Origin of the sequence: Pseudomonas sp. RC2C2 (genome assembly GCF_018390435.1) — a bacterium.
Lineage (GTDB): Bacteria > Pseudomonadota > Gammaproteobacteria > Pseudomonadales > Pseudomonadaceae > Aquipseudomonas > Aquipseudomonas donghuensis.
The window spans coordinates 1,467,581-1,490,070 of sequence record NZ_JAHBAX010000002.1 but is presented as its reverse complement, the minus strand read 5'-3'; the positions used below and the strand labels follow the sequence as shown (position 1 = coordinate 1,490,070).

15 protein-coding genes are annotated in these 22,490 nt (G+C 65.8%); 7 read left to right on the top strand and 8 right to left on the bottom strand.

Features of this window, described 5'->3' with window-relative positions:
• Window positions 1–134: 134 nt before the first annotated feature.
• Both KHO53_RS25310 and nfuA read left to right on the top strand, forming a co-directional pair.
• Window positions 135–2,435, top strand: coding sequence for a fatty acid cis/trans isomerase (locus KHO53_RS25310; RefSeq protein ID WP_213571202.1), 2,301 nt, complete (start codon window positions 135–137; stop codon window positions 2,433–2,435).
• Between the two features lie 85 nt (window positions 2,436–2,520).
• Entirely contained in the window at window positions 2,521–3,105 is a 585-nt protein-coding gene (gene nfuA, locus KHO53_RS25305; protein ID WP_010223686.1) for a Fe-S biogenesis protein NfuA, read from the top strand.
• 98 nt (window positions 3,106–3,203) lie between these two features.
• Here nfuA and KHO53_RS25300 read toward each other — a convergent pair whose 3' ends face one another.
• The 8 genes from KHO53_RS25300 to KHO53_RS25265 form a co-directional block, all read right to left on the bottom strand.
• Window positions 3,204–5,663, bottom strand: coding sequence for a TonB-dependent receptor plug domain-containing protein (locus KHO53_RS25300; protein WP_213571200.1), 2,460 nt, complete (start codon window positions 5,661–5,663; stop codon window positions 3,204–3,206).
• Between the two features lie 37 nt (window positions 5,664–5,700).
• Window positions 5,701–7,938 (bottom strand): TonB-dependent receptor, encoded by a 2,238-nt coding sequence (locus KHO53_RS25295; protein WP_010223684.1) that lies wholly within the window; start codon window positions 7,936–7,938, stop codon window positions 5,701–5,703.
• Between the two features lie 216 nt (window positions 7,939–8,154).
• Entirely contained in the window at window positions 8,155–9,213 is a 1,059-nt protein-coding gene (locus tag KHO53_RS25290) for an ABC transporter substrate-binding protein (protein ID WP_010223683.1), read from the bottom strand.
• Between the two features lie 30 nt (window positions 9,214–9,243).
• Window positions 9,244–10,284, bottom strand: a complete 1,041-nt coding sequence (locus tag KHO53_RS25285; RefSeq protein ID WP_010223682.1) for an ABC transporter substrate-binding protein — start codon at window positions 10,282–10,284, stop codon at window positions 9,244–9,246.
• 12 nt (window positions 10,285–10,296) lie between these two features.
• Window positions 10,297–11,451, bottom strand: coding sequence for an LLM class flavin-dependent oxidoreductase (locus KHO53_RS25280; RefSeq protein ID WP_010223680.1), 1,155 nt, complete (start codon window positions 11,449–11,451; stop codon window positions 10,297–10,299).
• Window positions 11,452–11,688: 237 nt separating this feature from the next.
• Window positions 11,689–13,533: an ABC transporter ATP-binding protein gene (locus tag KHO53_RS25275; protein WP_213571199.1), complete on the bottom strand. Its 1,845-nt coding sequence runs from the start codon at window positions 13,531–13,533 to the stop codon at window positions 11,689–11,691.
• Window positions 13,526–15,295: an ABC transporter ATP-binding protein gene (locus KHO53_RS25270; protein ID WP_213571197.1), complete on the bottom strand. Its 1,770-nt coding sequence runs from the start codon at window positions 15,293–15,295 to the stop codon at window positions 13,526–13,528. Before KHO53_RS25270 ends, KHO53_RS25275 begins: the two co-directional genes overlap by 8 nt.
• A gap of 31 nt (window positions 15,296–15,326) precedes the next feature.
• On the bottom strand, window positions 15,327–16,544 hold the full coding sequence (locus KHO53_RS25265) for an acyl-CoA dehydrogenase family protein (protein WP_010223674.1): 1,218 nt from the start codon (window positions 16,542–16,544) through the stop codon (window positions 15,327–15,329).
• Between the two features lie 310 nt (window positions 16,545–16,854).
• Between KHO53_RS25265 and KHO53_RS25260 the strand changes: the two genes are divergently transcribed.
• The 5 genes from KHO53_RS25260 to KHO53_RS25240 are packed head-to-tail and all read left to right on the top strand — an operon-like array spanning window position 16,855 to window position 22,481.
• Window positions 16,855–17,913 (top strand): ABC transporter substrate-binding protein, encoded by a 1,059-nt coding sequence (locus KHO53_RS25260; RefSeq protein ID WP_036995169.1) that lies wholly within the window; start codon window positions 16,855–16,857, stop codon window positions 17,911–17,913.
• A gap of 12 nt (window positions 17,914–17,925) precedes the next feature.
• On the top strand, window positions 17,926–18,660 hold the full coding sequence (locus KHO53_RS25255) for a class II aldolase/adducin family protein (RefSeq protein WP_010223671.1): 735 nt from the start codon (window positions 17,926–17,928) through the stop codon (window positions 18,658–18,660).
• A 9-nt stretch (window positions 18,661–18,669) separates the two neighbouring features.
• Window positions 18,670–19,845, top strand: coding sequence for an LLM class flavin-dependent oxidoreductase (locus tag KHO53_RS25250; protein ID WP_036995168.1), 1,176 nt, complete (start codon window positions 18,670–18,672; stop codon window positions 19,843–19,845).
• A 10-nt stretch (window positions 19,846–19,855) separates the two neighbouring features.
• A complete protein-coding gene (locus tag KHO53_RS25245) occupies window positions 19,856–21,427 on the top strand; it encodes an ABC transporter substrate-binding protein (RefSeq protein ID WP_010223668.1) in 1,572 nt (523 codons plus the stop codon).
• Window positions 21,420–22,481 (top strand): ABC transporter permease, encoded by a 1,062-nt coding sequence (locus tag KHO53_RS25240; protein ID WP_213571195.1) that lies wholly within the window; start codon window positions 21,420–21,422, stop codon window positions 22,479–22,481. Before KHO53_RS25245 ends, KHO53_RS25240 begins: the two co-directional genes overlap by 8 nt.
• Window positions 22,482–22,490 lie beyond the last annotated feature (9 nt).

Sequence of the window (22,490 nt, the reverse complement as noted above, 5' to 3'; positions counted from 1 at the left end):
ACAAAAGTTGCGGAATAATAACAAAGCTGCGCGGTTTTTAGACGTGTTGAAGATTTACATGAATTTCATTCATGTTGGCACGCCGCCAGCACCGGTAGAATCGTGAAGCTATCAATACCCAGGACATTCGGCACATGGTGCATCGCTTACTTGCCGGCGCTTTCGCTCTGTTCATCAGCGGCGTGGCGTTGGGGCAAGCCCCTCAATCAAGCTCGGCTATTTCGTATACCCGGGACATCCAACCGATCTTTACCGAGAAATGCGTGGCCTGCCACGCCTGCAACGACGCGGCCTGCCAGCTGAACCTGGGCAGTGCCGAGGGTGCCTCGCGGGGCGCTTCGAAAGTGCCGGTGTACCAGGGCGACCGCAGCACGGCGGTGGCGCCGACGCGGCTGTTCTACGACGCCAACAGCACGCAAGCCTGGCAGCGCAAGGGCTTTTACTCGGTACTCGACAACCAGGGCAGCCAGGCTGCGCTGATGGCGCGGATGCTCGAACTGGGGCACAAGACCCCGCTGACGCCCAACGCCAAGCTGCCCGAGGAGATCGTCCTGGGCCTGAACCGCAACAACATGTGCCCGCTGCCCGGCGAGTTCGACGCCTATGCCGGCGCACACCCGAAAGAGGGCATGCCGCTGGCGGTCACCGGCCTCACCGATGCCCAGTACCAGACCCTGCAACGCTGGCTGGCGGCCGGTGCGCCGGTGGAGCACAACCCGATCCAGCCGAGCGCCAAAGAGGCCGCGCAGATCGCCGACTGGGAGGCGCTGCTCAACCGCCCGGGTTCGACCGAAGCGCTGGTCGGCCGCTGGCTGTACGAGCATCTGTTCCTGGCCCACATTCATTTTGTCGGTGGCGAGCAGGGGCACTTCTTCCAGTGGGTGCGATCGCGCACGCCAAGCGGCCAGCCGATCGACCTGATCGCCACGCGCCGGCCCAATGACCCGCCGGGCACCGACTTCTATTACCGGCTGATGCCGGTGCAGGGCGTGATCGTGCATAAAACCCACATCACCTACCCGATGGGCCCGCAGAAGCTCAAGCGCGTCAAGCAGCTGTTCTACAGCGGCGACTGGCACGCCAATGCGCTGCCCGGCTATGGCCCGCGCCACCGTGCCAACCCGTTCGAGACCTTCGAAGCGATTCCGGCGGTGGCCCGTTACCAGTTCATGCTCGATAACGCCGAGTACTTCGTACGCACCTTCATCCGTGGCCCGGTGTGCCGTGGCCAGATCGCCACCGACGTGATCCGCGACAACTTCTGGACGCTGTTCCAGGAACCGGCCCACGACCGCTACCTGACCGATGCCGAGTATCGCGGCCAGGCCACGCCGCTGCTGGCCATGCCCGGGCAGATCGACGACGTCGGCAGCATCCTGACCCTCTGGCATGCCTACCGCGACAAGCGCAACGAGTACGAAAAGCTGCGCCGCGATGCCTATGCCGAAGTCCCGCCGCCGAGCTGGTCGACCCTGTGGGCCGGTAATGACAACGCGCTGTTGACCATCTTCCGCCACTTCGACAGCGCCTCGGTGAGCAAGGGCCTGATCGGTGACGTGCCGAAGACCATCTGGCTGTTCGACTACCCGCTGTTCGAGCGCACCTATTACCAGCTGGCGGTCAACTTCGACGTCTATGGCAACGTCTCGCACCAGGCGCAGACGCGGCTGTACTTCGACCTGATCCGCAATGGCGCCGAGGTCAACTTCCTGCGCCTGATGCCGGCCGATGCCCGTGCTGCGATCCTCGGCGACTGGTACCAGAACAGCGGCAAGGTGAAGATGTGGATGGACTATGAGGACATCGACACCGCCACCCCGAGCGCGCTGAAGCTGGACAAGCGCGACCCCAAGCGTGACTTCGGCCTCAAGCTGATTCAGCGTACCGGCAGCCTCAATGCCACGCCCGACCCGATCAACCGGTGTCAGGGTGCCTACTGCTCGCGCCCGCAGATGAGCGAAGCGTTCCGCGATGTCGAACAGGCCCTGAGCCGCCTGGTATCACGCCCGGCGGCCGGCCTCAAGGTGATCAACCAGTTGCCGGAAGCGACCATGCTGCGCATCGAAGGGCCGGGTGGCCAGCGCCAGGTCTACAGCCTGCTGCGCAACCGCGCCCACAGCAACGTCGCCTTCATGCTCGGCGAGGCCTACCGTTACCAGCCGGGCCTGGACACCCTGACCCTGGTGCCGGGCGTGCTCAGCAGCTACCCGAACTTCATCTTCAACGTCCCGGCCAGTGATGTGCCGGAGTTCGTCGAGGACCTGGAAGCGGCCCGTGATGACACCGCCAAGTTCGAGCGTATTGTCATGCGCTGGGGCGTGCGTCGCAGCCATCCGCAGTTCTGGCAGTACTTCCATGACCTCGACAGCTACATCAAGGAGACCGAGCCGGTAGAGTCGGGCGTGCTCGACATGAACCGCTACGAGAATCTCTGAACATGATCTTTCCCGACAGAATTACTAGGACTTTGTTCGGCGGCCAGGTTGGCGTAAACTGCCGACAAGTCTGTGAGGAACTTCCATGAGCGCCATAACTATTACCGACGCCGCGCACGATTACCTGGCCGATCTGCTGGAAAAGCAGAACACCCCGGGTATTGGCATTCGCATTTTCATTACCCAACCGGGCACCACCTACGCCGAGACCTGCATTGCCTACTGCAAGCCGGGCGAAGAGAAGCCGGAAGACCAAGCGGTGGGCCTTAAATCCTTCACCGCCTACCTCGACGCGGTCAGCGTGCCGTTTCTCGAGGACGCCGTGGTCGACTACGCCACCGACCGCATGGGCGGCCAGCTGACCATCAAGGCGCCGAACGCCAAGGTGCCGATGGTCAACGAAGACAGCCCGATCAACGAGCGCATCAACTACTACCTGCAAACCGAGATCAACCCGGGGCTGGCCAGCCACGGCGGCCAGGTCAGCCTGATCGAAGTGGTCGAGGACGGTATTGCCGTGCTGCAGTTCGGTGGCGGTTGCCAGGGCTGCGGCCAGGCCGACGTGACCTTGAAGGAAGGCATCGAGCGGACCTTGCTCGAGCGTATTCCGCAACTCAAGGGTGTGCGTGATGTGACTGACCACAGTCAGAAAGAGAACGCCTACTACTAGCTCCATAGGGCCCCATCGCTGGCAAGCCAGCTCCCACAAGGTTCGGTGCATGCTGTACCTGTGGGAGCTGGCTTGCCAGCGATGGCGGTCTTCAAGCCTCAAAAGTCATAACTGACACTCGCATAGTAAAACGCCCCCTGCGCCCCCTCCGGCGACGTAATCGAATACTTCGGCACCCCGTACAACTGCGGCCCTTCGAGCTTGTCCGGATGGCTGTCTAACAGGTTGATCGCGCCCACCGACAGTTTCAGCCCCTGCTCGAAGCTGTAGCTCAGGTCCAGGTCGGTGATCCACTGCGGGCTGAAGGTCTGGTCCAGGTTCGGGTTGCTGCTGTTCAGGCTCTGCCACTGGCCATAACGGCGCTGGGTCAGGGTCACGCCCCAGTTCTCGTACAGCCAGTTGGCGCTCAAGGTCAGCTTGTCTTCCGGCGTGCCGTGTTCGATCAGGCCCTGGGTGGCGCGGCCGACGATCTGCTCGCCGCTGATACCGCCGACATCGCGCAGCTCGGTGATTCGCGTGCGGGTCTTGGCAACGCCTGCGTTGAGGTTGAGCCGGCCAAACTGCTGCAAGTCCCACTGGTATTGCCCCGCCAGTTCCAGGCCGTCGGTGCGGGTGTCGGCGATGTTGGTGTAGAACGCCGCGCTCTGGATGTTGGCGTAGGGCGTGCCGGCAAAGATCGGCCCGACCACGTTGCTGGGCAACTGGTCGGAGAGGGTGATGCGGTTGTCGATATCGATGCGGTAGGCATCCAGGGTCACCGAAGCGTTGCTCAGCGGGCGCCAGACCAGGCCCAGGGACAGGTTGGTAGACTCCTCGGGCTTCAACGTGCGGCCACCGAGCAAGGCCGCCTCCGGGCTGTCGGCGCGCAGGGTGCGCTGCTGTACTTCGACCCAGTTGCCGCTGCCTGAAGGCTGTTCGACCACCTGCACGCTGAACGACGACAAACCGCTCTGCACCAGCGATGGCGCGCGGTAACCGGAACTGATGCTGCCGCGTGCGGCGATTTGCGGGGTGAAGTCGTAGCGCAGCGACAGCTTGCCGTTGGTGGTGTCGCCAAAGTCCGAATAATGCTCGGAACGCACCGCAACCCCGGCCTGGAACTTGTCGGTGATCTGCCCTTCGACATCGACATAGGCACCGAACACCTTGCGCTCAAGCGACGCGGCATCGACCTGGGTGATGCCTGCGTAGTAACCGGGAATGCGCCGGCCACTCAGTGGGTCGAGCGTGTTGAACAGCGGCCCGTTCTGCCAGCCAGCCGCTTCGCCGGCACTCAGGCTGTAGTGCTCCTTGCGCCAGGCCAGGCCCGCCGACAGGGTCAGCGGCTTGGCCAGCAGGTCGGTAGGGAAGTCGCGGACCCAGTCCAGGGTCAGGTTGGTCTGTTCGTTCTCGCGCTCGCCGGTGTAGATCTTCTGCGGGCTGGCGTTGCCCCAGCTGGGGTTGATGGCATTGCGGTCGGTGGACTTGAGCGTGTCGTTGCCGTAGTTGGCCGCCAGGTCGAACTTGCCCAGTTGATCGTCTTCGTAACGCACGCCACCGGTCACGGCATAGTCTTCAAGGTTGTAGCGGGTGATCGGCAAACGACCGTCCGGGTAGCGCTGCAGGGCCACGCTGCCGTAGTTGTTGCGCAGGGTTGTCGGCGGGTCGAAGAAGCCTTCGGCGTCGGTGTTCTTGTGCGCGTAGGTGGCAAAGCCGTAGGCGGTCAGGCCGTCGCCGATGCCGAGCTCGCTGTTGGCCACCAGGTTGTACTGGTCGGAGACATTGCCCGAGCCCCAGTTCCAGGTGCGGTAGCGGTTGTTCTGTTCGCGCTCGCTGTTGATGCTGGGGGAGCCGGGGTAGAAAATGCGGTTGTCCGGGCGGGTGTCGCTGGCCGGGTCCTGGCTGCCGGCATCGAAACTCAGGTTGAGAAAACCATCGTTGGGCAGAGCCAGGCCCTTCCAGCCGCTGAGCTTGCGCTGCAGGCCGTCGCCCTTGGCGTAGCCGCCAAAACGATAGCCGATGTTGCCGCCGGCGTCGTTCTCCTTGAGCACGATATTGATCACCCCGGCGATGGCATCCGAGCCGTACTGGGCAGCGGCGCCATCACGCAGGATCTCCACCCGCGAGATGGCGCTGAGCGGGATCAGGCTCAAGTCCACCGCCGCCGCACCGCGGCCGTTGGCCAGGCCCTGGCGGGTGACGTTGGCACTGCTGTGGCGGCGCTTGCCGTTGACCAGCACCAGCACCTGGTCGGAGGCCAGGCCGCGCAACGAAGCGCCCTGGGCAATGGAGCCGGCAAAGGCCCCTTGCGGCGACTGCGGGAAGCTGAACGACGGCGACAGCGCAGTGAGCGCACCGGACAAATCCTGCGCGCCGGTTTCCTGCAACTGCTCGGCGCTGAGCACATCCACCGGGGCGGCGCTTTCCAGGGCGGTGACATCGCTGCGGCGGGTGCCGACCACCACCACGGTGTCGAGCTTGCTGTCGCTGGCGCCCGGCGCCTGGGCGTAAACGCCGGGCGCGCCGAAGCCGCCGATGACCAGCGCGATGGCGCTGGCCTTGGGGGTAGGTCGGAACATGGGAACAGACTCCTGTAAGGCGCAAAAGGTGCAGCGATCAGAACCGGCTGGTGACACTCAGGCCCACGGTGCGCGGGTCGCCATAGGTGATCACGTACTGGCCGGCGGTGCCGTTGGGGCGGCCGTGGACCTGGTAGCGGCGGTCGGTGAGGTTGTTGACGAAACCGGTGACGCTGAGCTTTTCATCCGGGCTGAACCAGGTCAGGCGGGTATTGGCCAGGGTGTAGTGCGGCTGGTTGAGGGGCTGGTCGGCGCTGCTCTGGCGATCGGCGAGGAAGTACTCGCGGTCACGGAAGCTGACATCGGCACCGGCCACCAGCTTGCCGCCGACTTCCAGCGGGATGGTGTAGTCGCCACCCAGCGACACCACGTAGCGCGGCGAACGCACGAAACTGTTGCCGCTGTAGTCGGCGGTGACAGCACCGGTGGTGGGGTTGGTGTTCTTGAAGTCGGTGTATTCGGTGTCGAGGAACGACAGCGCCGCGCGCAGGTGCAGGGCGTCGGTTGGCTGGCCCTCGATTTCGAGCTCGGCGCCCTTGACCTTGCCCTTGGCACCGTTGGTCAGCGCCGTGGTGAGGATGCCGTTGTTGACCGTCAGCAGGTTGACCTGGATGTCCTGGTAGTCGTAGTAGAACAGGTTGGCGTTGACCGTCAGGCGATGGTCGAGCCATTCGGATTTAAGCCCCAGCTCGTAGGCGTCCAGCTCTTCCGGATCGACCGTGGTCAACTGCGCGAGGCTGGTCGACAGCCCGGTGTTGAACCCACCGGAACGAAAGCCATGGGCGTAGCGGAAGAACACCCGCAGGTTGTCATTGATGCGGTACTCGGGGGTCAGGTCGTAGGTCCAGGCATCCCAGCGCTTGGCTTCTTCCTGGGAGCCGTTGCTGCCGTTGGCGGTCAGCGGGATCAGCGGGCCGTTGGCGGTGGCGCGGGTCAGTTGCACCAGGTCCAGGTCGATGTCCTTTTTCTCGGTGGTCCAGCGCAGGCCGCCGGTCACCGTCAGGTTGTCGGTGACGTCGTAAGCCAGGTTGCCGAACAGCGCGTAGCTGTCGGTCTTGTGGGTGTAGCTCAGGTCGCGAAAGTCCACCACACCGCCAGTCTGGTTGGAGCCCGTACCATTGGGCGTCGGCCCCGGGGTGACGGTGCGCAGGGCGCTGCTGTCGAGGGTTTCGTGGAAGTAGTGGGCGCCGAGCATCCAGCGCAGGGTTTCCTGCTGCGGCGAGGCCAGGCGAAACTCCTGGGAATACTGGTCGTAGCGGTTGTCGCTGTCGGCGGCGCCGTTGACTTCATAGGGGGTGTAGTCGGCGTCGCTGAGCTGCTGGTTGCGGATGTAGTCGTAGGCGCTGATCGAGGTCAGCGTGTAGTCGCCGATGTCCCAGTTCAGGGTCAGCGAGGTGCCGTTGTGGTCGAGCTTGGCATCTTCATCGACGTTCAGCTCGATGCGCCGGCCTTCCGGGCGCTGGTAACCGACGTTGTAGTAGCGGCCGAGCGTTAGCGAACCGCTGCTGCCATCGCCCTTGAACTGGCGGCCGTGGATCTTCCACAGCGCTTCCAGGTCGGGGTTGAGCTTGGCCAGAAACTGCACGCGCACCGCCTTCTTGTTGACGTCGCCGTAGGTCTGGTCGTTGCTCAGGTTGTGGGTGAAGCCATCGCGCTCTTCGGAGTACAGCGACACCCGTGCGGCCAGGCGCTCATCGACCAGCGCGCCACCGATGGCACCACTGAGGATGCGCTCGTTCTTGCTGCCAAAACCGATTGTGCCAAAGCCGTCGGTCTCGAAGCCCGGCTTCTTGGAGATGATGTTCACTGCACCAGCGGTGGTGTTCTTGCCGTACAGGGTGCCTTGCGGGCCGCGCAGGATCTCGATGCGCTCCAGGTCGAACAGCGGGCCGCCGCCGGCCACCGGCGCATTGAGGTAGACGTCGTCGGCGTAGATGCCCACCGGGTAGACGGTGGCAGCGCCAGTGTCGCCGGTGCCCAGGCCGCGGATGTACCAGCGCGGGCGGCCGTCGCCGTCGGGGTTCTTCGCTGAAGCGTTGGGGATGAACGTGGTGATGTCGCCCATGGCCCGAACGCCGTCGGCGGTGATGCTGCTGCCTTGCACGGCGGTGACCGCCACAGGGACTTCCTGCAGGGTTTCTTCGCGGTGCTGGGCGGTGACCGTGACGGTCTTCAGGGCCGGTGTGGTGCTGTCGTCGGCCCTGAGCAGTTGCGACTGGCTGGCCAGCAGGATGCTCAGGCCGATGCCTGTGGCGATTGGGTTAAGTGTGTGCATGCTGCTGGTCTCCCCGGATGTGCAGTTGAAGGGGATAGAGCAGGGTTTGTGCCATGTTTATAACATGCTGTATTTAAAGGGTTTTATTGGGTTTTTTAGCGGTGACTGTTAGCTATTCAGCAGGGCGGTGTGGAATGCCTGCTGCTCCAGCAGCAATCGCGAACCCTGTGGGAGTTGGCTTGCCAGCGATGGGCTGCAAAGCAGCCCCAAAAAACCTCAGGTCGCCACCCGCGAAGTGGAGCCGATCACCGCCTCCAGCACCCTGAAATCAATCCACTCACGCACATCGAAGCGCCGCGGTATAAAGGCCCAGCGATGGAGAAAGTCGGTGAAATCCTGCAACGCCTCGATCGAGCGGCTATCGAGCGTGGTGCGCAAGCGCCGATGGGCATCCTCGCCATAGGCCGCCGCCACCCAATACTCGCTGGTGTTCAGCTCACGGGCCAGGTAGCGCCGGGTTTCATCGGCATTGGCCCAGGCCCACTGCTCGGTGCGCAGCAGCACGTCAACGATGCGCTTGCAGGCACCGAAGTGCTGCTCCAGCAGGTTGATATCCACGGTCAAGGTGCGCGGCGTACCGTTGTTCGAACGAATCAGCGGGTCAGGGTGGGAGCCGGTGTCGATCACCACCCGCAAGCCGAACTCGTGGGCCAGTTGCAGCGCTGAGGCGCCCTTGAGGAAGATCGCATCGATATCCCCGCGCAGCAGGCCGATCAGTTCGTTGTTGCGCCGGCTGACCCGGTTCACCCCCAGGGTCACCGCTGCGCCATGCACATGGGTGACCTGTTCATCACTGTGAGTGCCGCCATAGGGGTAGTCGACCAGCTCGACATCGGCCACGCTCAGGCCTTCGAGTTTCAGCGCGTTCTCCAGCCCGCGCAGGGCCTGGGCGCGGGTGAAGTCGATCTGCACGTTGGCCCATTTCGGCAGGCCGAAGCGGCGGTTCTTCAGGTCGCGAACCGTGCGCACGCCACTGTCTTCGGTGGTCAGGATCAACTGCACTTCATCGGCCCAGCTCAGGCCCAGCACGCGGGTCTGCACGCCGCTGGCATAGGCCCAGATCGCCGGAATGTTGCCGCCGTGGCGCACCGAGTTGCGCAGGTGATGGTCGTAATGGGCTTCGCGCACTTCGCGCTCGCTGGATTCACGCAGCGACTGTATCGAGGTGCCCAGCGGCTGGAAGGCTTCGGCCAGGCGCCCGCTTTGCACGGCGATGCCAAGGCCGGTGGGCACCGGGCTGTGGGTGTACCAGAGGGTGTCGAGGGGTGTACTCATCGTGGGTTCCAGTCCTTGTAGAGTGGCCGGTTAGCCGGCCAGTGTGGTCTGCAGCCCATCCATGGGGCGGCGGTCGATCCATTGGCGCACATCGAACGCCGTGCGGATAAAGCGCCAGCGCTGCAGGAAGGCAATGAAGTCCTGCAGGGCGGCGATGGCCTGTTCGTCGAGGGCGGTGTGCAGGCGCTTGTGGGCGTCTTCGCCGTAGGCGCGGCTGACCCAGTACTCGCTGCTGTTGGTTTCCAGGGCCAGGTAGCGGCGGGTCTGCTCCGGGTGCTGGTGAGCCCAGGCTTCGGCGCGCAGCACGCTGTCGAGCACCCGGGTGGCGACGGGCAGGTGCTGGTCGAGCAGCGCCTGGTCGACCGTCAGGGTGCGCGGCGTGCCGTTGTTGCTGCGCATCAGCGGGTCGGGGTGGGCGCCGATGTCCAGTAATGTGCGCAGACCGAAATCATGGGCCTGCTGCACGGCGCTGGCGCCCTTGAGAAAGATCGCATCGACGTCACCGCGCAGCAGGCCGATCAATTCCAGATTGCGCGCTTCTTCACTGCTGGTCACGCTGCTGCCGGCAACAACGCGCACCGGGCTGTCACTGAAACCGCTGTCGTAGCGGAAGTTGACCAGCTGCAAGTCGCCGACCTGCAAGCCTTCGAGTTTCAGCGCGTTTTCCAGCCCGCGCAGGGCCTGGGCGCGGGTGAAGTCGATCTGCGCGCGGGCGCGGTCGGGCAAGCCGAAACGCTTGCCAGCCAGCTGCTGGATGCTGTGAATGCCGCTGTCGGCGCGGGTCAGGATCAACTGCGCTTCATCGGCCCAGGACAGCCCGATCAGGCGCGTGGCACGGCCTTGGGCGCGGGCCCAGATCGCCGGGATGCTGCCGCCATGGCGCACCGAATGGCGCAGGCTGTGATCGAAGTGCGACTCGCGCACCGCAGCATCGTCGGCCTCGCGGATCGACTGCACCTGGGTGCCGAGGCTGCGCAGGCTGTCCTGTAACCAGCCTTGCTGCACGGCGATGCCCAGCCCCGTGGGCACCGGGCAGCGGGTGTACCAGAGGGTATCGAGGGGTGTGCTCATGTCAGGCTCCGGTCAGGCAGTAGCGGTCAGGGGCAGGGCGGCGGGCGGCGCCTGACGCACCAGCGGCAGCACCTCTTGGCCGATGCGCAGGGCTTCTTCCAGGTGCGGGTTGCCGGCCAGGATGAAGGTCGAAAAGCCGGCGTCGCGGTACTCGGCCAGGCGCTCGGCAATGTGCTCGTGGCTGCCCACCAGGCCCACGGTCGGCCCAGGCTTGGCCTTGGCGAATCCGGCCCAGAGGTTGGGACCGATGATCAGGTCGTCGAAGCGCTGGATGTTCTGGTGATAGGCGGTTTGCCGTGCACCGCCGACCGAGTCGCTGGCGCTGGTGAAGGCCGTGGAGACGGCGCTGGGCTTGCCTCCGAGCTTGTCGAACTGACGGCGCAGGTCGCGCCAGGCGGCTTCTTCGGTTTCACGCGCGAACAGGTCGACCCGCAGACCGAAGCGCACCGTGCGCCCTTGCTTGTCGGCAAGCTCACGTACCCGCTCGATGTGCGGCTTGAGCTGCTCAACCGGCTCGGCCCAGTTCAGGTACACGTCGGCGTGGCGGGCGGCGACTTCTAGTGCCGGCTCGGAGAAGCCGGAGAAGTACACCCCTGGCTTGCGTTCGTTACCCAGGTGCGGCGGCAGTGCGCCGTTTTCCAGGCGGTAGATGTCGCCGTCGTAAGAGAAGCGCTCGTTGCTCCACAAACCCTGGATGATGTCGAGGAACTCGCCGGTACGCTTGTAGCGTTGGTCGTGGTCGAGAAAGTCACCCTGGGCGCGCTGGCTGGCCGGGTTGCCGCCGGTGATGATGTTCCAGTCCAGGCGCCCGTGGCTCAGGTGCTGGAGGATCGCCGCCTGCTGGGCGGCGTAGGCGGGCAGGGTCCAGGTGGCCTGGAAGGCGATCAGAAAGCGCAGCCGGCGGGTTTCCCGGGCCAGGGCCGCGGCGGCGATCCACGGCTCGGGGCCGGTGGGCAACAGCGCGCCTTCGAAGCCTGCAAGTTCCGCGGCCTTGGCCACCTGGGCGATGTAGTCGATGTAGGTGAAACCGTCGGCGCTGCCGTCCTGCAGCAGGCCGGGGGCGATATGCCCGGGCGTGTGGCTGAAGCTGCCGCGGTTGTGCTTGTCGGTGCTCAGTTGCGGGCCGTCGGTGCCCAGGGGCAGACGCCAGAAGAATTCGGTGCTCATGGCTGTTCCTCGGTGAATGTGAGGACACTGGTGCAACGCCCATGCCACGCCGCGCGGGCCCGGAATTACAGGGGGTTGAGGGCAGGGGTGTTGCCAGGGCAGCAGCGGGTCAGCAGTGGCTGCGGCGGTTGCAGCACAACAGCATCGCTGGCAAGCCCGCTCCCACAGGTTTGGCGTACACAGATCCACTGTGGGAGCCGGTCTTGCCGGCGATGGAAGGCAAAGCTTTCCTGCTTGTCAGCAAGCTTCCCCCTGTAACTCGGCACTGTGCTGATAGCGCCGGTACAACGCCGCATATTCGCCACCCCTGGCCAACAACTGTTGATGCGGCCCTTGCTCCACCAGCCTGCCCTCGCGAATCAGCACGATCCGCTCGGCATCGCGGATGGTCGCCAGGCGGTGGGCGATGATGATCGCCGTGCGCCCCTCGCACAGCCGCCGCAGTGCCCGCTGGATGCGCCGCTCGGTGTGCACGTCGACCGCCGAGGTGGCCTCGTCCAGCACCAGAACCGCCGGGTCGGCCAGGTACGCCCGCACCAGGCACACCAGCTGGCGCTGGCCCTGGCTCAGGTGGCTACCCAGCGGCCCGACCTGGGTGTCGTAGCGATGGGGCAGGCGTTCCAGCACCTCGTCGGCACCCAGCTCGCGCACCGCAGCAATCAGGGTTTGATCCTCGGCATCCGGTGCGGCCAGGCGCAGGTTGTCGAGAATGCTGCCGTTGAACAGTACGTTGTCCTGCAGCACCACACCCACATGGCGGCGCAACTGTTGCTGGCTGAGCTGGCGGATATCGACGCCATCGAGGGTCACTGCGCCCCGGTCGACTTCGTAGAAGCGCGTGAGCAACTGCACCAGGGTACTTTTGCCATGCCCGGACGGGCCGACGATCGCCAGCACTTCACCGGCATGAATGCGCAGGTCCAGGCCGTCGATCACCGGCCGGGCCGGCTGTGGCAGGTAGGCAAACTGCACCTGTTGAAAATGCACCTCGCCACGGGCCCGGGGCAGGTCAACCGGGGTAAGCGGGTCGAGGATCTGCGGCGCCGTGTCGAGCAACAGGAAGATCCGTTGGGCCGAGGCGGAACCGGTCGCGTAGCGTTCGAACAGGTCGGTCAGCTCTTGCAATGGCCCGAGGAACAGCATCACGTAGAACAGGCTCTCGCCCACCTGGCCGACTGTGACGGTGCCCGCGGCCAGGCTGTAGCCGCCGACCAGCACCAGCACCGCCATGCCGGCGGCGGTGAGCAGGGCGGTAAAGGGCGCGAACCAGCCCGAGCGCAAACTGCCGACGATCAGCGCGTTGTTGAAGGCGTGCAGCAACTGCTGGTAGTGCGCCAGGTTCGGCGCTTGCTGGCCGGTCTGCTGCAACAGGCGAACGCCGCTGACGCTCTCGACCAGGTGCGCGGTAAAGCGGCTGCGCTGTTCGGCGACCTTGGCCCAGTTGCGCTGGGCGATGCGTTTGAAGGCCCAGGTCGCCGCCAGCAGCAAGGGCACGCTACCGATCAGGCTGAAGAAGAACAGCGGTTCGATCAGCCACAGCATCACGGCCGCCAGGCTACAGCGCAGCAGGGCGCCGAGCAGCTCCGGCGGGCCCTGGATCAGCAGCGGCTCCAGGGCATCGACGTCGCGGTCGGCGCGGGAAATGATGCGCCCGGCGCGGGTGCGATCGAAGTAGCCGACGCTCAAGGCCTGGACATGGGCAAACACCCGCACCCGCAACTGGTTGAGCACGCCGATGGCGGCGCTGCCGGCAATGTACTGCGACACCCCGGCAAGTAGAAAACGCCCCAGCCAACTGGCCGTAAGCCCCAACCCCAGCCATAGCACCAGTGGCTGGTCGAGCAGCCAGCGGTTGCCGTCGTGGATCAGGCCGCGGTCGAGCAGTTCACGGACGAACCAAGGGCGCAGGAACACGGTGAACACCAGCACCAGCTCCAGGCCAATCACCCAGGCGATCTGCTTGCGCACCGGCCGCAGCAACGGCAGCAGGCGCTGGAACATGCTGCGGTCGAGGGCTTTTTTGGCCAGCAGTTCTTCGATTTCGATATCGCTCAGGGCGTTGCCCGGCAGTGGCTTAGCCATGGTCGATCCCCAGCAGGTCACGGTAGGTCGGGTTGCGTTGCAGCAGTTGCGCGTGGGTACCGCTGTCGGCGATGGCGCCATTGTCGAGCAGCAGCACGCGGTCGGCGCGTTGCACGGTGGAAACCTTGCTGGCGATCAACAGCAGGGTAGTGGCCTGTGGTTGCCGGCGCAGGTTGTCCAGCACTCGGCCTTCGCTGTGCGCGTCGAGGGCGCTGGTGGCGTCGTCCAGGCAGAGAATGGCGGGCGCGGCGAGCAATGCCCGGGCCAGGCACAAGCGCTGGCGCTGGCCGCCGGAGAGGGTCACGCCGCGATCGCCGAGCGGGCTGTCGAGGCCATCGGGCAGGCGTTCGAGGATATCCTCGGCGGCGGCCTGGTACAGGGCCTGGAGCAGTTGCTGGCCGCTGGCGCCAGGGGCGCTCAGGCGCAGGTTGGCGGCGAGGCTGTCGGCAAACAGGAAGCTCTCCTGGGGCAGTACATGCACGCGCCGGCGCAGGTCGCTCAGGTCCAGGTCGCGAATGTCCTGCCAGCCGGATTGCGCGTTGCCGAGCAGCACACGGCCTTCGGCAACATCGGTCAGGCGAGGCAACAGGCTGGCCAGCAGGCTCTTGCCGGTGCCGGTAGCGCCGACCAGGGCGACGGTTTCACCGGGTGCCAGCTCGAAGGCGCAGTGGCGCAGGATCGCCTGGCCACCGCCGGGGGCGGCCACGCTGACGTCTTCGAGCCTCAGCCCCAACGGCCCCTCGGGCAAGCGCTGACTACCGCCGACAAGCAGCGCCGGCGCATCCAGCAACTGCCAGATACGCCCGGCCGAGGCGCGGGCGTCGGCGAAGGTCTGCATCACCCGGCCAATGCCTTCGATGCGAAACACCAGGGTGGTGGCGATCAGCAGCGAGGTCACCAGTTCGCCAATGCCGATCCGGCCTTCTGCGACCAATCGTGCACCCATCACTAGTATCCACACATGCCCCAGCGCCACCACCGCCTGCGGCAGCGGTATCCGCGAGCTGGCGTAGGCCAGGGCCTGGCGGGCCAGGGCGCTGAACTGCACAACCTGGCGCTCGAAGCCGGCGATGCGCTGGGCCTGCAGGCCGAACGACTTGATCACCCGCACCGCGCCAATGCCTTCGGCCAGGTCCTGGTTGACCCGGTCGTAGGCGGCGCCGACCGCGCGGTCGAGGCTCACCAGGCGCTCGGTCTGCAGGACGAAAATCCACACCCCGAGCACCGTCAGCAGCAGCGGCCCGAGAGCCAGCAACGGGTCGTACCAGGCCAGCAGGCCGACGGTGGCCAGCACCACCAACGGCGTTTCGATCAATTGCCGCCAGAAACTCACCAGCGCATCGCGAACCTTGTCGGCATCGCGAGTGGTGCGGGTGACCATCTCGCCCATGCCATGCTGCCAGTGATAGCCCAGGTGCAGGCGCAACACCTGTTCGAGCAGGCGTTCGCGCAGGCGCGTCAGCAATGCCTGGCCGAGGATCAGCGAGCCGATGGCGGCGGCGTACTGCAACAGCGCCCGGCCGAGGGCCACGCCGAGGATCAGCCAGAACCAGCGCCAGGCGCGCTGGCTGTCGAGGCTACCATCGGCCAGGCGCTGCACCGCCGTGCCGGCGCTGACCTCGTTGAGGGCGTGGCCGATCAGCCATTGCTGCCAGACCAGCCCGAGGTTGATGGAAACGAACAGCCCGGCGACCAGGGCGAAACGCCAGGGCATTTCGCGGTAGATCGCCAGGCTGCGCAGCAGCGGGTGTCGAGGGCTCATGAAGGACTCGCGGCAGAAGGAAAGTGTGTGCTCAGCGGCTGGCGCCGGCCTTTTGCTTGGCAGTGAGGATGGCGGTGTATTCGCCCGGGTCGATGCCGTTGAGGTAGTAGTTGCCGACGTGGTGCAGGCGCCAGCGGATCGGGTCGTGGGTGGTGTGCACGCGGGCGTTGCGCCAGAAGCGGTCGAGGTTCCACTTGCTCAAGGATGAACTGGCACCGAGCAGCGAGAAGATGTCGCTGGAGATTTTCAGCGAAGCACCATCGGCATGGGCGCGGGCGGTAGCCACCGAGAGGATCAGCTCGTCTTCCAGGGCCTTGTTGTCCGGCTCCCGCTCATGGGCGTCGAAGGTTCGCGCGGCGTCGCGCAGCAACGATTCGGCCGCGCGCAGGGCCACCGCGTATTCGCCGATCTGGCGGATGATATGCGGCTCGTCACTGGCCCGTTCCACCTCACTCTCGACCCACGGCCGGGCGTGCTGGTTGAGGTAGTCGATGCCGGCCTGCAAGGCGCCGGCGGCGATGCCGGTGTCGATGGCGGCGTGGAGGATCTGCGGGAAGGTCAGGCCGGTGCGCTTCATCGGGCCCTGGCGACGCAGTACGTAGCGCTCGTCCAGTTCGATGTTGTCGAAGATCACCGTGCCGCTGACCGAATTGTTCTGGCCGAAGGCGTCCCAGTCGTCGACCAGGGTCAGGCCGGGCGTGTCGCGCTGTAGCAGCACCCCGGCGCCGCCGTCATCGCTGGCGGCGGTCAGCGAGATCCACTCGGCCAGGTAGGCGCCGGTGGAGTAGAACTTGCTGCCGTTGAGGATCAGCTTGCCATCGGCGCGGCGCTCGACCCGGGTCTTGAGGGCGAACTTGTTCTTGCCGCCGACCTCGGCCAGCGCATTGCCCAGGCGCTTGCCGGCCAGCACGTCGCTGACCACGCCGTCGCGCACCTCGTCCGGGTAGCCGCTGAGCACGCCGCGCAGCATCACGTTGTGAATCTGCAGTAACTGGCCGACGCCGCCGTCGGCGCGGGAGATGATGCGCACGGTTTCAACGATGGTTTCTACCGACGCGCCCAGGCCGCCCAGCGCTGCGGGTACACCGATGGCGGTGATGCCGCTGTCGGACAGCAACTGCGCCTGGCGCCGGGGCAGTTCGCGGTTGAGCAACGGGTCGGCGGCGAGGGCGGCGATGGCCTCGGCAATCTCATGGGCCGCGGCGATGGCCTGGGCGGGGCTGTGCAGGCGACGGGGCAGGGTACTCACGATAGGGCTTCCTTGAATGAACAGGTACCCAGGGCCTTGAGCAGGTTCTGTGCCATTGGCGGCAAAGCCCCGCGCAGCAAGGCTTGCGCAGCGTTTGCCAAGGCCGGGTGTTGCTGGAGCAGCAATCGGCGGGTGATTGTTGCTCTGGCAGCAGCAAGGCTGCGGCACAACTGCTGGCAGATCAGCAGTCGATGCCTTTGACAAAGGGCAAGGTCCAATGAAATCAGGGCCTTGCCGAGTTGGCACGGGCGCTGCAATACCTCAGGCAAAGGCCACCTGGCCGATTCGATCCGCTTGATGGAGCATGCCCATGACAATCGCCGCCACCTTGCCGCTGCCTACCACAACTTCGCTTGAGCAACTCTGGTTTACCCGCTGCCCGGTGCCGACCGCTTCCGGCATCGCCTATACCCTGGGCTGGCTCACGGAAGAATTCGCCGCCGACGGCCTGCCGGTACACACCCTGCAGGAAGCCCGGCAACTGGGCCATCACCACTACGATCACCAACTGCCCGGGCTGTTTCGCGAGGGCGGTAATGTCCCGGCCTTGGCCGCCCGCGCCGCCGGTGCGCCGAGCCGCCTGATCGGCCTGACCTGGATCGAGGAGTGGCAGACCATCCTGGTTCGCCCCGACTCAGGCATTCGCAGCGCCGCTGACCTCAAGGGCAAGCGCCTGGCTCTGCCGGCCTGGGGCGCCAACCGCCCCGGCAGCATCGCCCGGGCCATGAGCCTGCACGGCTACAAAGGTGCCCTGAGCCTGGCCGGGCTGAGCTTCGATGATGTCCAGCTGGTGGAAGTGGCGCTGCACTCCCAGGACGATGCACCGACCCCGCAGCAGGGGTTGCAGCGCCTGTGGTCGGGCCTGGATTACCTGGTGCGCGGCGAGGTCGATGCGGTCTACGTCAAGGGCGCTGCCGCCGCCGACGCTGCCCGGCGCCTGGGCCTGGTGGTGGGTATCGACCTGGACCAGATCGAAGACCCACGCTTGCGCATCAACAACGGCACGCCACGGCCGATCACCGTGCACCAGAGCCTGCTCGACGATCACTTCGAGCTGGTGGTGCGCTTTCTCGCCCAGACCCTGCGCGCCGCCGACTGGGCCCGCGATAACCGCGCCGGCCTGCTGCGCATCCTTCAGGACGAAACCCGCGCCGGTGCCGAAGGCGTCGATCAAGCCTACCGCGGCGACTTCCATACCACCCTGGCCCCGGACCTTTCGGCCGAGCGCCTGGCCTACCTCGACATCCAGAAAACCTTCCTCAACCTGCACGGCTTTCTCGAAGCCGATTTTGCCCTGGCCGACTGGGTCGACCCGCGTCCACTGCAAGCCGCCCAACAATTGCTGGCCGAACGCCGCGCCCGCGCTTAAAGGAGCATTGCCATGACTGTACTGACCAGCGACCACCTGATCGATGCCGAACTGAAAACCTTCATCGAGCAGGTGATCAACGAGGCCGAGCAGGCCTTCACCGTGTTCCGCGAAACCAACACCATCACCGCCAACGGCACCGTCGGCTTTATCGAGCGGGTACCGGGCCGCGAGCTGCTGGTGTCGGTCAACTACCCGGGGCCGTGGGAGTACCGCAAACCGCTGCAGGCCACGGTCAGCGACCTGGCCGGCAACCTGGTGCATGGCCAGGGCAAGGGCGGCCTGGGCCGATACGCCAAGCTGTTCCGCGAGCAGGCGCAGATCACCACGGTGTCCCATGTGCACTCGCCGTACCTGGGGGCCTGGGCCCAGACCCAGCGCACCTTGCCGTTCAACTATGTGCCGGTGCAGCGCTTCCAGCTGGCCCGCGAGCTGCCAACCTACATCGACCGGCGCCAGGACGAGGTCGATTTCATCCTCGAACGCCTGGTCGAGAACCCGTTCACCCCGGCCATCCTCGAAGCCAACGGCGGCGCCACGGTCTGGGGGCAGCACGGCCTGCGCGCCACCGCCGAGTTCATCGTGCTGCTGGAGGAGGGCGCGCAACTGCAACTGCTGGCCGAAGCCATCGGTGGCTCGCGGCCCTTCGGCCCGGGCGTGCTCACCCAGCAATGGAAGATGAGCAAGCTGATCGACAAGGCCAACGAGCTGGGCCTGATTCCCGCCACCGACCGCATTCGCGCCTGAGGAAAGACCATGGCAGTCAAGATTCTCTGGTACCTGACCAGCCCCGACGGCCCTTATCCATGGGAAGCCCAGGGGCGCTGGAAGACCGATTTTGCCCACCTCAAGCAACTGGCGGTGGCCAGCGATCGCCTCGGCTACTACGGCTCGCTGCTGGGCTCGAGCCCCAATGAAAGCCTGGCGGTGGCCGCCGCGCTGATCGACGCCACCGAGCGTTTGCGCTTTCTGGTCGCCCAGCACCCGGGCGAGCTGTCGCCGGCGGTGTTGGCCAAGTGGGCGCTGACCTTCGATGAGTTTTCCAACGGCCGCCTGTTGTTCAACGTGGTCAACGGCAGCGATGCCGGCCTGGCCCCCCTCGGTGTGCACTATCCGCACGATGAGCGCTACCAGTTCAGCCTGGAATACTGGCGCGCCTTCCAGAGCATCTACGCCGGTGAAACCGCAGGCTTCGACGGTCAGTACGTCAAGCTGGCGCCGCGCCCGGCTGCGGCGGCGCGCCACCCGCTCGGAGGCTGGCATCCGCCAAAACGCGCAAGCGTTCCGCTGTGGGGCGCAGGTACCTCGGGCCCGGGGGTTGCCCATTCGGTGCAACTGCTCGATGTCTACCTGAGTTTTGCCGACACCCCGCCAAAGCTTGGCGACAAGTTCCGCCGGGTGGCGGCGGAGGCGGCGAAGATCGGCCGCGAACTGACCTTCGGCACGCGCCTGCAGATTATCGTCCGCGAAACCGAAGAAGAGGCCTGGGCCCACGCCGAAAAGCTGCTGCAACAGACCTCGCTGGCCACCGCCCGCGCCGCCATCGAGCGCCAGTTGCCGCCAGGGCAAACGCTGGACACTTTCACCAGCGACAACCCGCAGATCCAGCGCAATGTGCAGAGCATCCGCGACGGCCGCCTGCCCACGACCCGCGAGCTTGAGATCTACCCCAACGTCTGGACCGGCCCGAGCCTGTTCGGCTTCAACATCCTCGGTCCTGCGGCCGGCACCTACCTGGTCGGCAGCGCCGAGCAGGTGGCCGCACGGATTCGCGAGTACCAAGCCCAGGGCACCTCGGCGTTCATCCTCTCGGGTTTCCCGCTGATCGATGAAGCCCACCGGGTCGCCGACCTGCTGTTCCCCTTGCTGGACCTGGACCACGGTTTCGACATTCCGCGCCTGAGTGCACGCACGGTTGCCGAACCGGCTTAAGGAGTTGCCCATGCCAAACGAATTTTCCCGCCGGGTGTTCCTCGGCAACAGCCTGGCCGTCGGTGGCGGTCTGTTGCTCGGCTCCAGCCTGCTCAGCGGCTGCGGCGGCGGTGAGCCTGCCGTGGTCGGTGCCATCAGCCGCCCCACCCAGCCGGTGCGCGGTGGGCGCCTGCGGGTCGGCATCATCGACGGCGACCAGGCCGGCAACCTCGATGCGCACAAGCCGTCTGGCGGCGGGATCATTCGCGGCTGGGCGCTGTACAGCAAGTTCTGGGAGTGGAACGACGACGTCAGCACGCGCCTGGGCCTGGCCGAGTTTGCCGAGCCCAACGCCGATGCCAGCGCCTGGACCATCCGCATCAAGCCGGGCCTGGAGTTCCACCATGGCAAGAGCATCACTGCCGACGACATGCTGTTCTCGATCCTGCGCCTGACCGACCCGAAACTGGCTTCGCCGTTTGCCGGGCTGGTCGGCGCCATCGACCGTCAGGCCCTGCGCAAGCTCGATGAGCGCACCATCGAGATCCGCTTCAAGCAGGGCCGCAGCTTCTTCCCGCTGGATGAAACCCTGATCGCCTTCGGCGGCATCGTGCCGACCGATTACCACCCGGTGAGCAACCCGGTGGGGGCTGGGCCGTACCGGCTGAAAAGCTTCGTGCCGGGCCAGCGCGCGCTGTTCAGCCGTTTCGAGAATTACTTCAAACCCAACCAGCCGTATGCCGATGAGCTGGAGATCATTGAATTCAAGGACCAGGTGTCGCGGGTCGCGGCGTTGCGCGCCGGGCAGATCGACGTTGCCAGCGGCGTGCAGGCCGAGCACAGCGCCTTGATCAAGGCCGACCCGCGGCTGCAACTGGTGGTGTCGCCGACCACTTCGTTCAGTGGCTTTAACCTCAACACCGCCAAGGCGCCGTTCCAGGACGAACGGGTACGCCAGGCCTTCCGCCTGCTGGCTGATCGTCAGGAGCTGATCGGCCGTGGCCTCAATGGCTTCGGGCGCATCGCCAACGACCTGTACTCACCGCAGGACCCGACCTACAACCACGCCATCGCCCAGCGCGGCCACGACCTCGACCAGGCCCGCTCGCTGCTGCGCCAGGCCGGCGCCAGCGACCTGCGCGTCGAGCTGACCACCACTGCCAACGAAGTCAACGCCGCCCTGGTGTTCGCCCAGCAGGCGAAGAAGGCCGGGGTCGAAGTCAAGGTCACGCCGGTGGACAGCTCGGTGTTCAACGGCCCGCAAAAAGAACAGTGGCTGATGTCGCCAGGCTCCACGCCGGCCCGTGGCTTCTTGGCCACCGGCCTGCACAACGACGCGCCGCTGGCGATCTACAACCGCAGCAATTTTCGCGATGAGCGTTTCTCCGAGCTGTTTACCCAGGCCCTCGGCCAGCCTGACCTTGAGCGGCGTAAGCAACTGGTACATGAGGCCCAGGCCATCCAGCACCAGCGCGGCGGCTTGCTGATCTGGGGCTTTACCGACGTGCTCGATGCCGCCTCCAGCAAGGTTGGCGGCCTGCACGGCGAACAGACCACCTTCGCCTCCTGGCGTTTTGACAGCCTGTGGTTGAACCATGCCTGAACCGTGCGCACGAACCTCCCGACTCCCGGCCTGGCTGCCGTGGTTCATCGGCCGCCTGGGCTACGGCCTGCTCACCGCCTGGGTCATCAGCCTGGTGGTGTTCATCGCCACCCAGGCGCTGCCTTCGGACCCGGCGCGGGTCATTCTCGGCCCCGAGGCACCGCTGGAAAGCGTGCTGACCCTGCGCGAGCAATTGGGCCTGAACCGGCCGATCCTGGTGCAGTACTTCAGCTGGCTCGGCCAGGTGCTGCGCGCTGACCTGGGGATTTCCCTGGACTCCAACCAGCCGGTAGCCTCGATCATCTTCAGCCGCTTCGGCAATACCCTGGCGCTGCTGGCCGGGGTGCTGGTGCTGGTGGTGCCGCTGGCCTTGAGCATCGGTGTCAGCCTGGCCTTGCGCCGCGACAGCCGCCTGGACCGCTTTGGCCTGTCGGCGCTGATCTTCCTCAAGGCCACGCCGGGCTTTCTGCTGGCCATCGGCCTGGTGCTGCTGTTCTCCATGCCCCAGGTCAACCTGCTGCCGGCGGTGTCGATCCTCGACCCGGACAAGGCCCTGTGGCAGCAGCTTGAGTACCTGTTGCTGCCGATCTTCGCCCTGAGCCTGTCGTCGCTGCCGTACCTGGCACGCATGGTCCGCGCCTCGATGATCGAAGCGCTGGACTCGGACTACGTCAGCGCGGCGCGCCTGCGCGGTATCGCCGAATGGCGCATCGTCTGGCGCCACACCTTGCCCAATGCCCTGGTGCCGGCGATCCAGGGCGTGGCCCTGACCCTGCGCACCCTGATTGGCGGTGCGTTGCTGGCCGAGGTGATCTTCAGCTACCCGGGGATCGGCACCCAGCTCAATAGCGCGATCCAGATGCGCGACCTGCCGCTGGTGCAGGGCGTGGTGCTGGTCATCACCCTCGGGGTGGTGCTGATCAACCTGGTGGCTGACTTGCTTACCGTTCTGCTCACCCCGAAACTGCGCACCGCCCGCCGCGCCACCCTGATCCAGCGCAACCGCCGCGGCATCCAGAGCTGGTGGCGGCGCCCGGCGGCCAAAGCCCCTTGAAAGGAATAG

Bases quoted from the DNA above. Each gene is read 5' to 3' on its own strand.
- KHO53_RS25310 (WP_213571202.1), top strand. From the start codon at position 135: ATGGTGCATCGCTTACTTGCCGGCGCTTTCGCTCTGTTCATCAGCGGC.
- nfuA (WP_010223686.1), top strand. From the start codon at position 2,521: ATGAGCGCCATAACTATTACCGACGCCGCGCACGATTACCTGGCCGAT.
- KHO53_RS25300 (WP_213571200.1), bottom strand. From the start codon at position 5,663: ATGTTCCGACCTACCCCCAAGGCCAGCGCCATCGCGCTGGTCATCGGC.
- KHO53_RS25295 (WP_010223684.1), bottom strand. From the start codon at position 7,938: ATGCACACACTTAACCCAATCGCCACAGGCATCGGCCTGAGCATCCTG.
- KHO53_RS25290 (WP_010223683.1), bottom strand. From the start codon at position 9,213: ATGAGTACACCCCTCGACACCCTCTGGTACACCCACAGCCCGGTGCCC.
- KHO53_RS25285 (WP_010223682.1), bottom strand. From the start codon at position 10,284: ATGAGCACACCCCTCGATACCCTCTGGTACACCCGCTGCCCGGTGCCC.
- KHO53_RS25280 (WP_010223680.1), bottom strand. From the start codon at position 11,451: ATGAGCACCGAATTCTTCTGGCGTCTGCCCCTGGGCACCGACGGCCCG.
- KHO53_RS25275 (WP_213571199.1), bottom strand. From the start codon at position 13,533: ATGGCTAAGCCACTGCCGGGCAACGCCCTGAGCGATATCGAAATCGAA.
- KHO53_RS25270 (WP_213571197.1), bottom strand. From the start codon at position 15,295: ATGAGCCCTCGACACCCGCTGCTGCGCAGCCTGGCGATCTACCGCGAA.
- KHO53_RS25260 (WP_036995169.1), top strand. From the start codon at position 16,855: ATGACAATCGCCGCCACCTTGCCGCTGCCTACCACAACTTCGCTTGAG.
- KHO53_RS25255 (WP_010223671.1), top strand. From the start codon at position 17,926: ATGACTGTACTGACCAGCGACCACCTGATCGATGCCGAACTGAAAACC.
- KHO53_RS25250 (WP_036995168.1), top strand. From the start codon at position 18,670: ATGGCAGTCAAGATTCTCTGGTACCTGACCAGCCCCGACGGCCCTTAT.
- KHO53_RS25245 (WP_010223668.1), top strand. From the start codon at position 19,856: ATGCCAAACGAATTTTCCCGCCGGGTGTTCCTCGGCAACAGCCTGGCC.
- KHO53_RS25240 (WP_213571195.1), top strand. From the start codon at position 21,420: ATGCCTGAACCGTGCGCACGAACCTCCCGACTCCCGGCCTGGCTGCCG.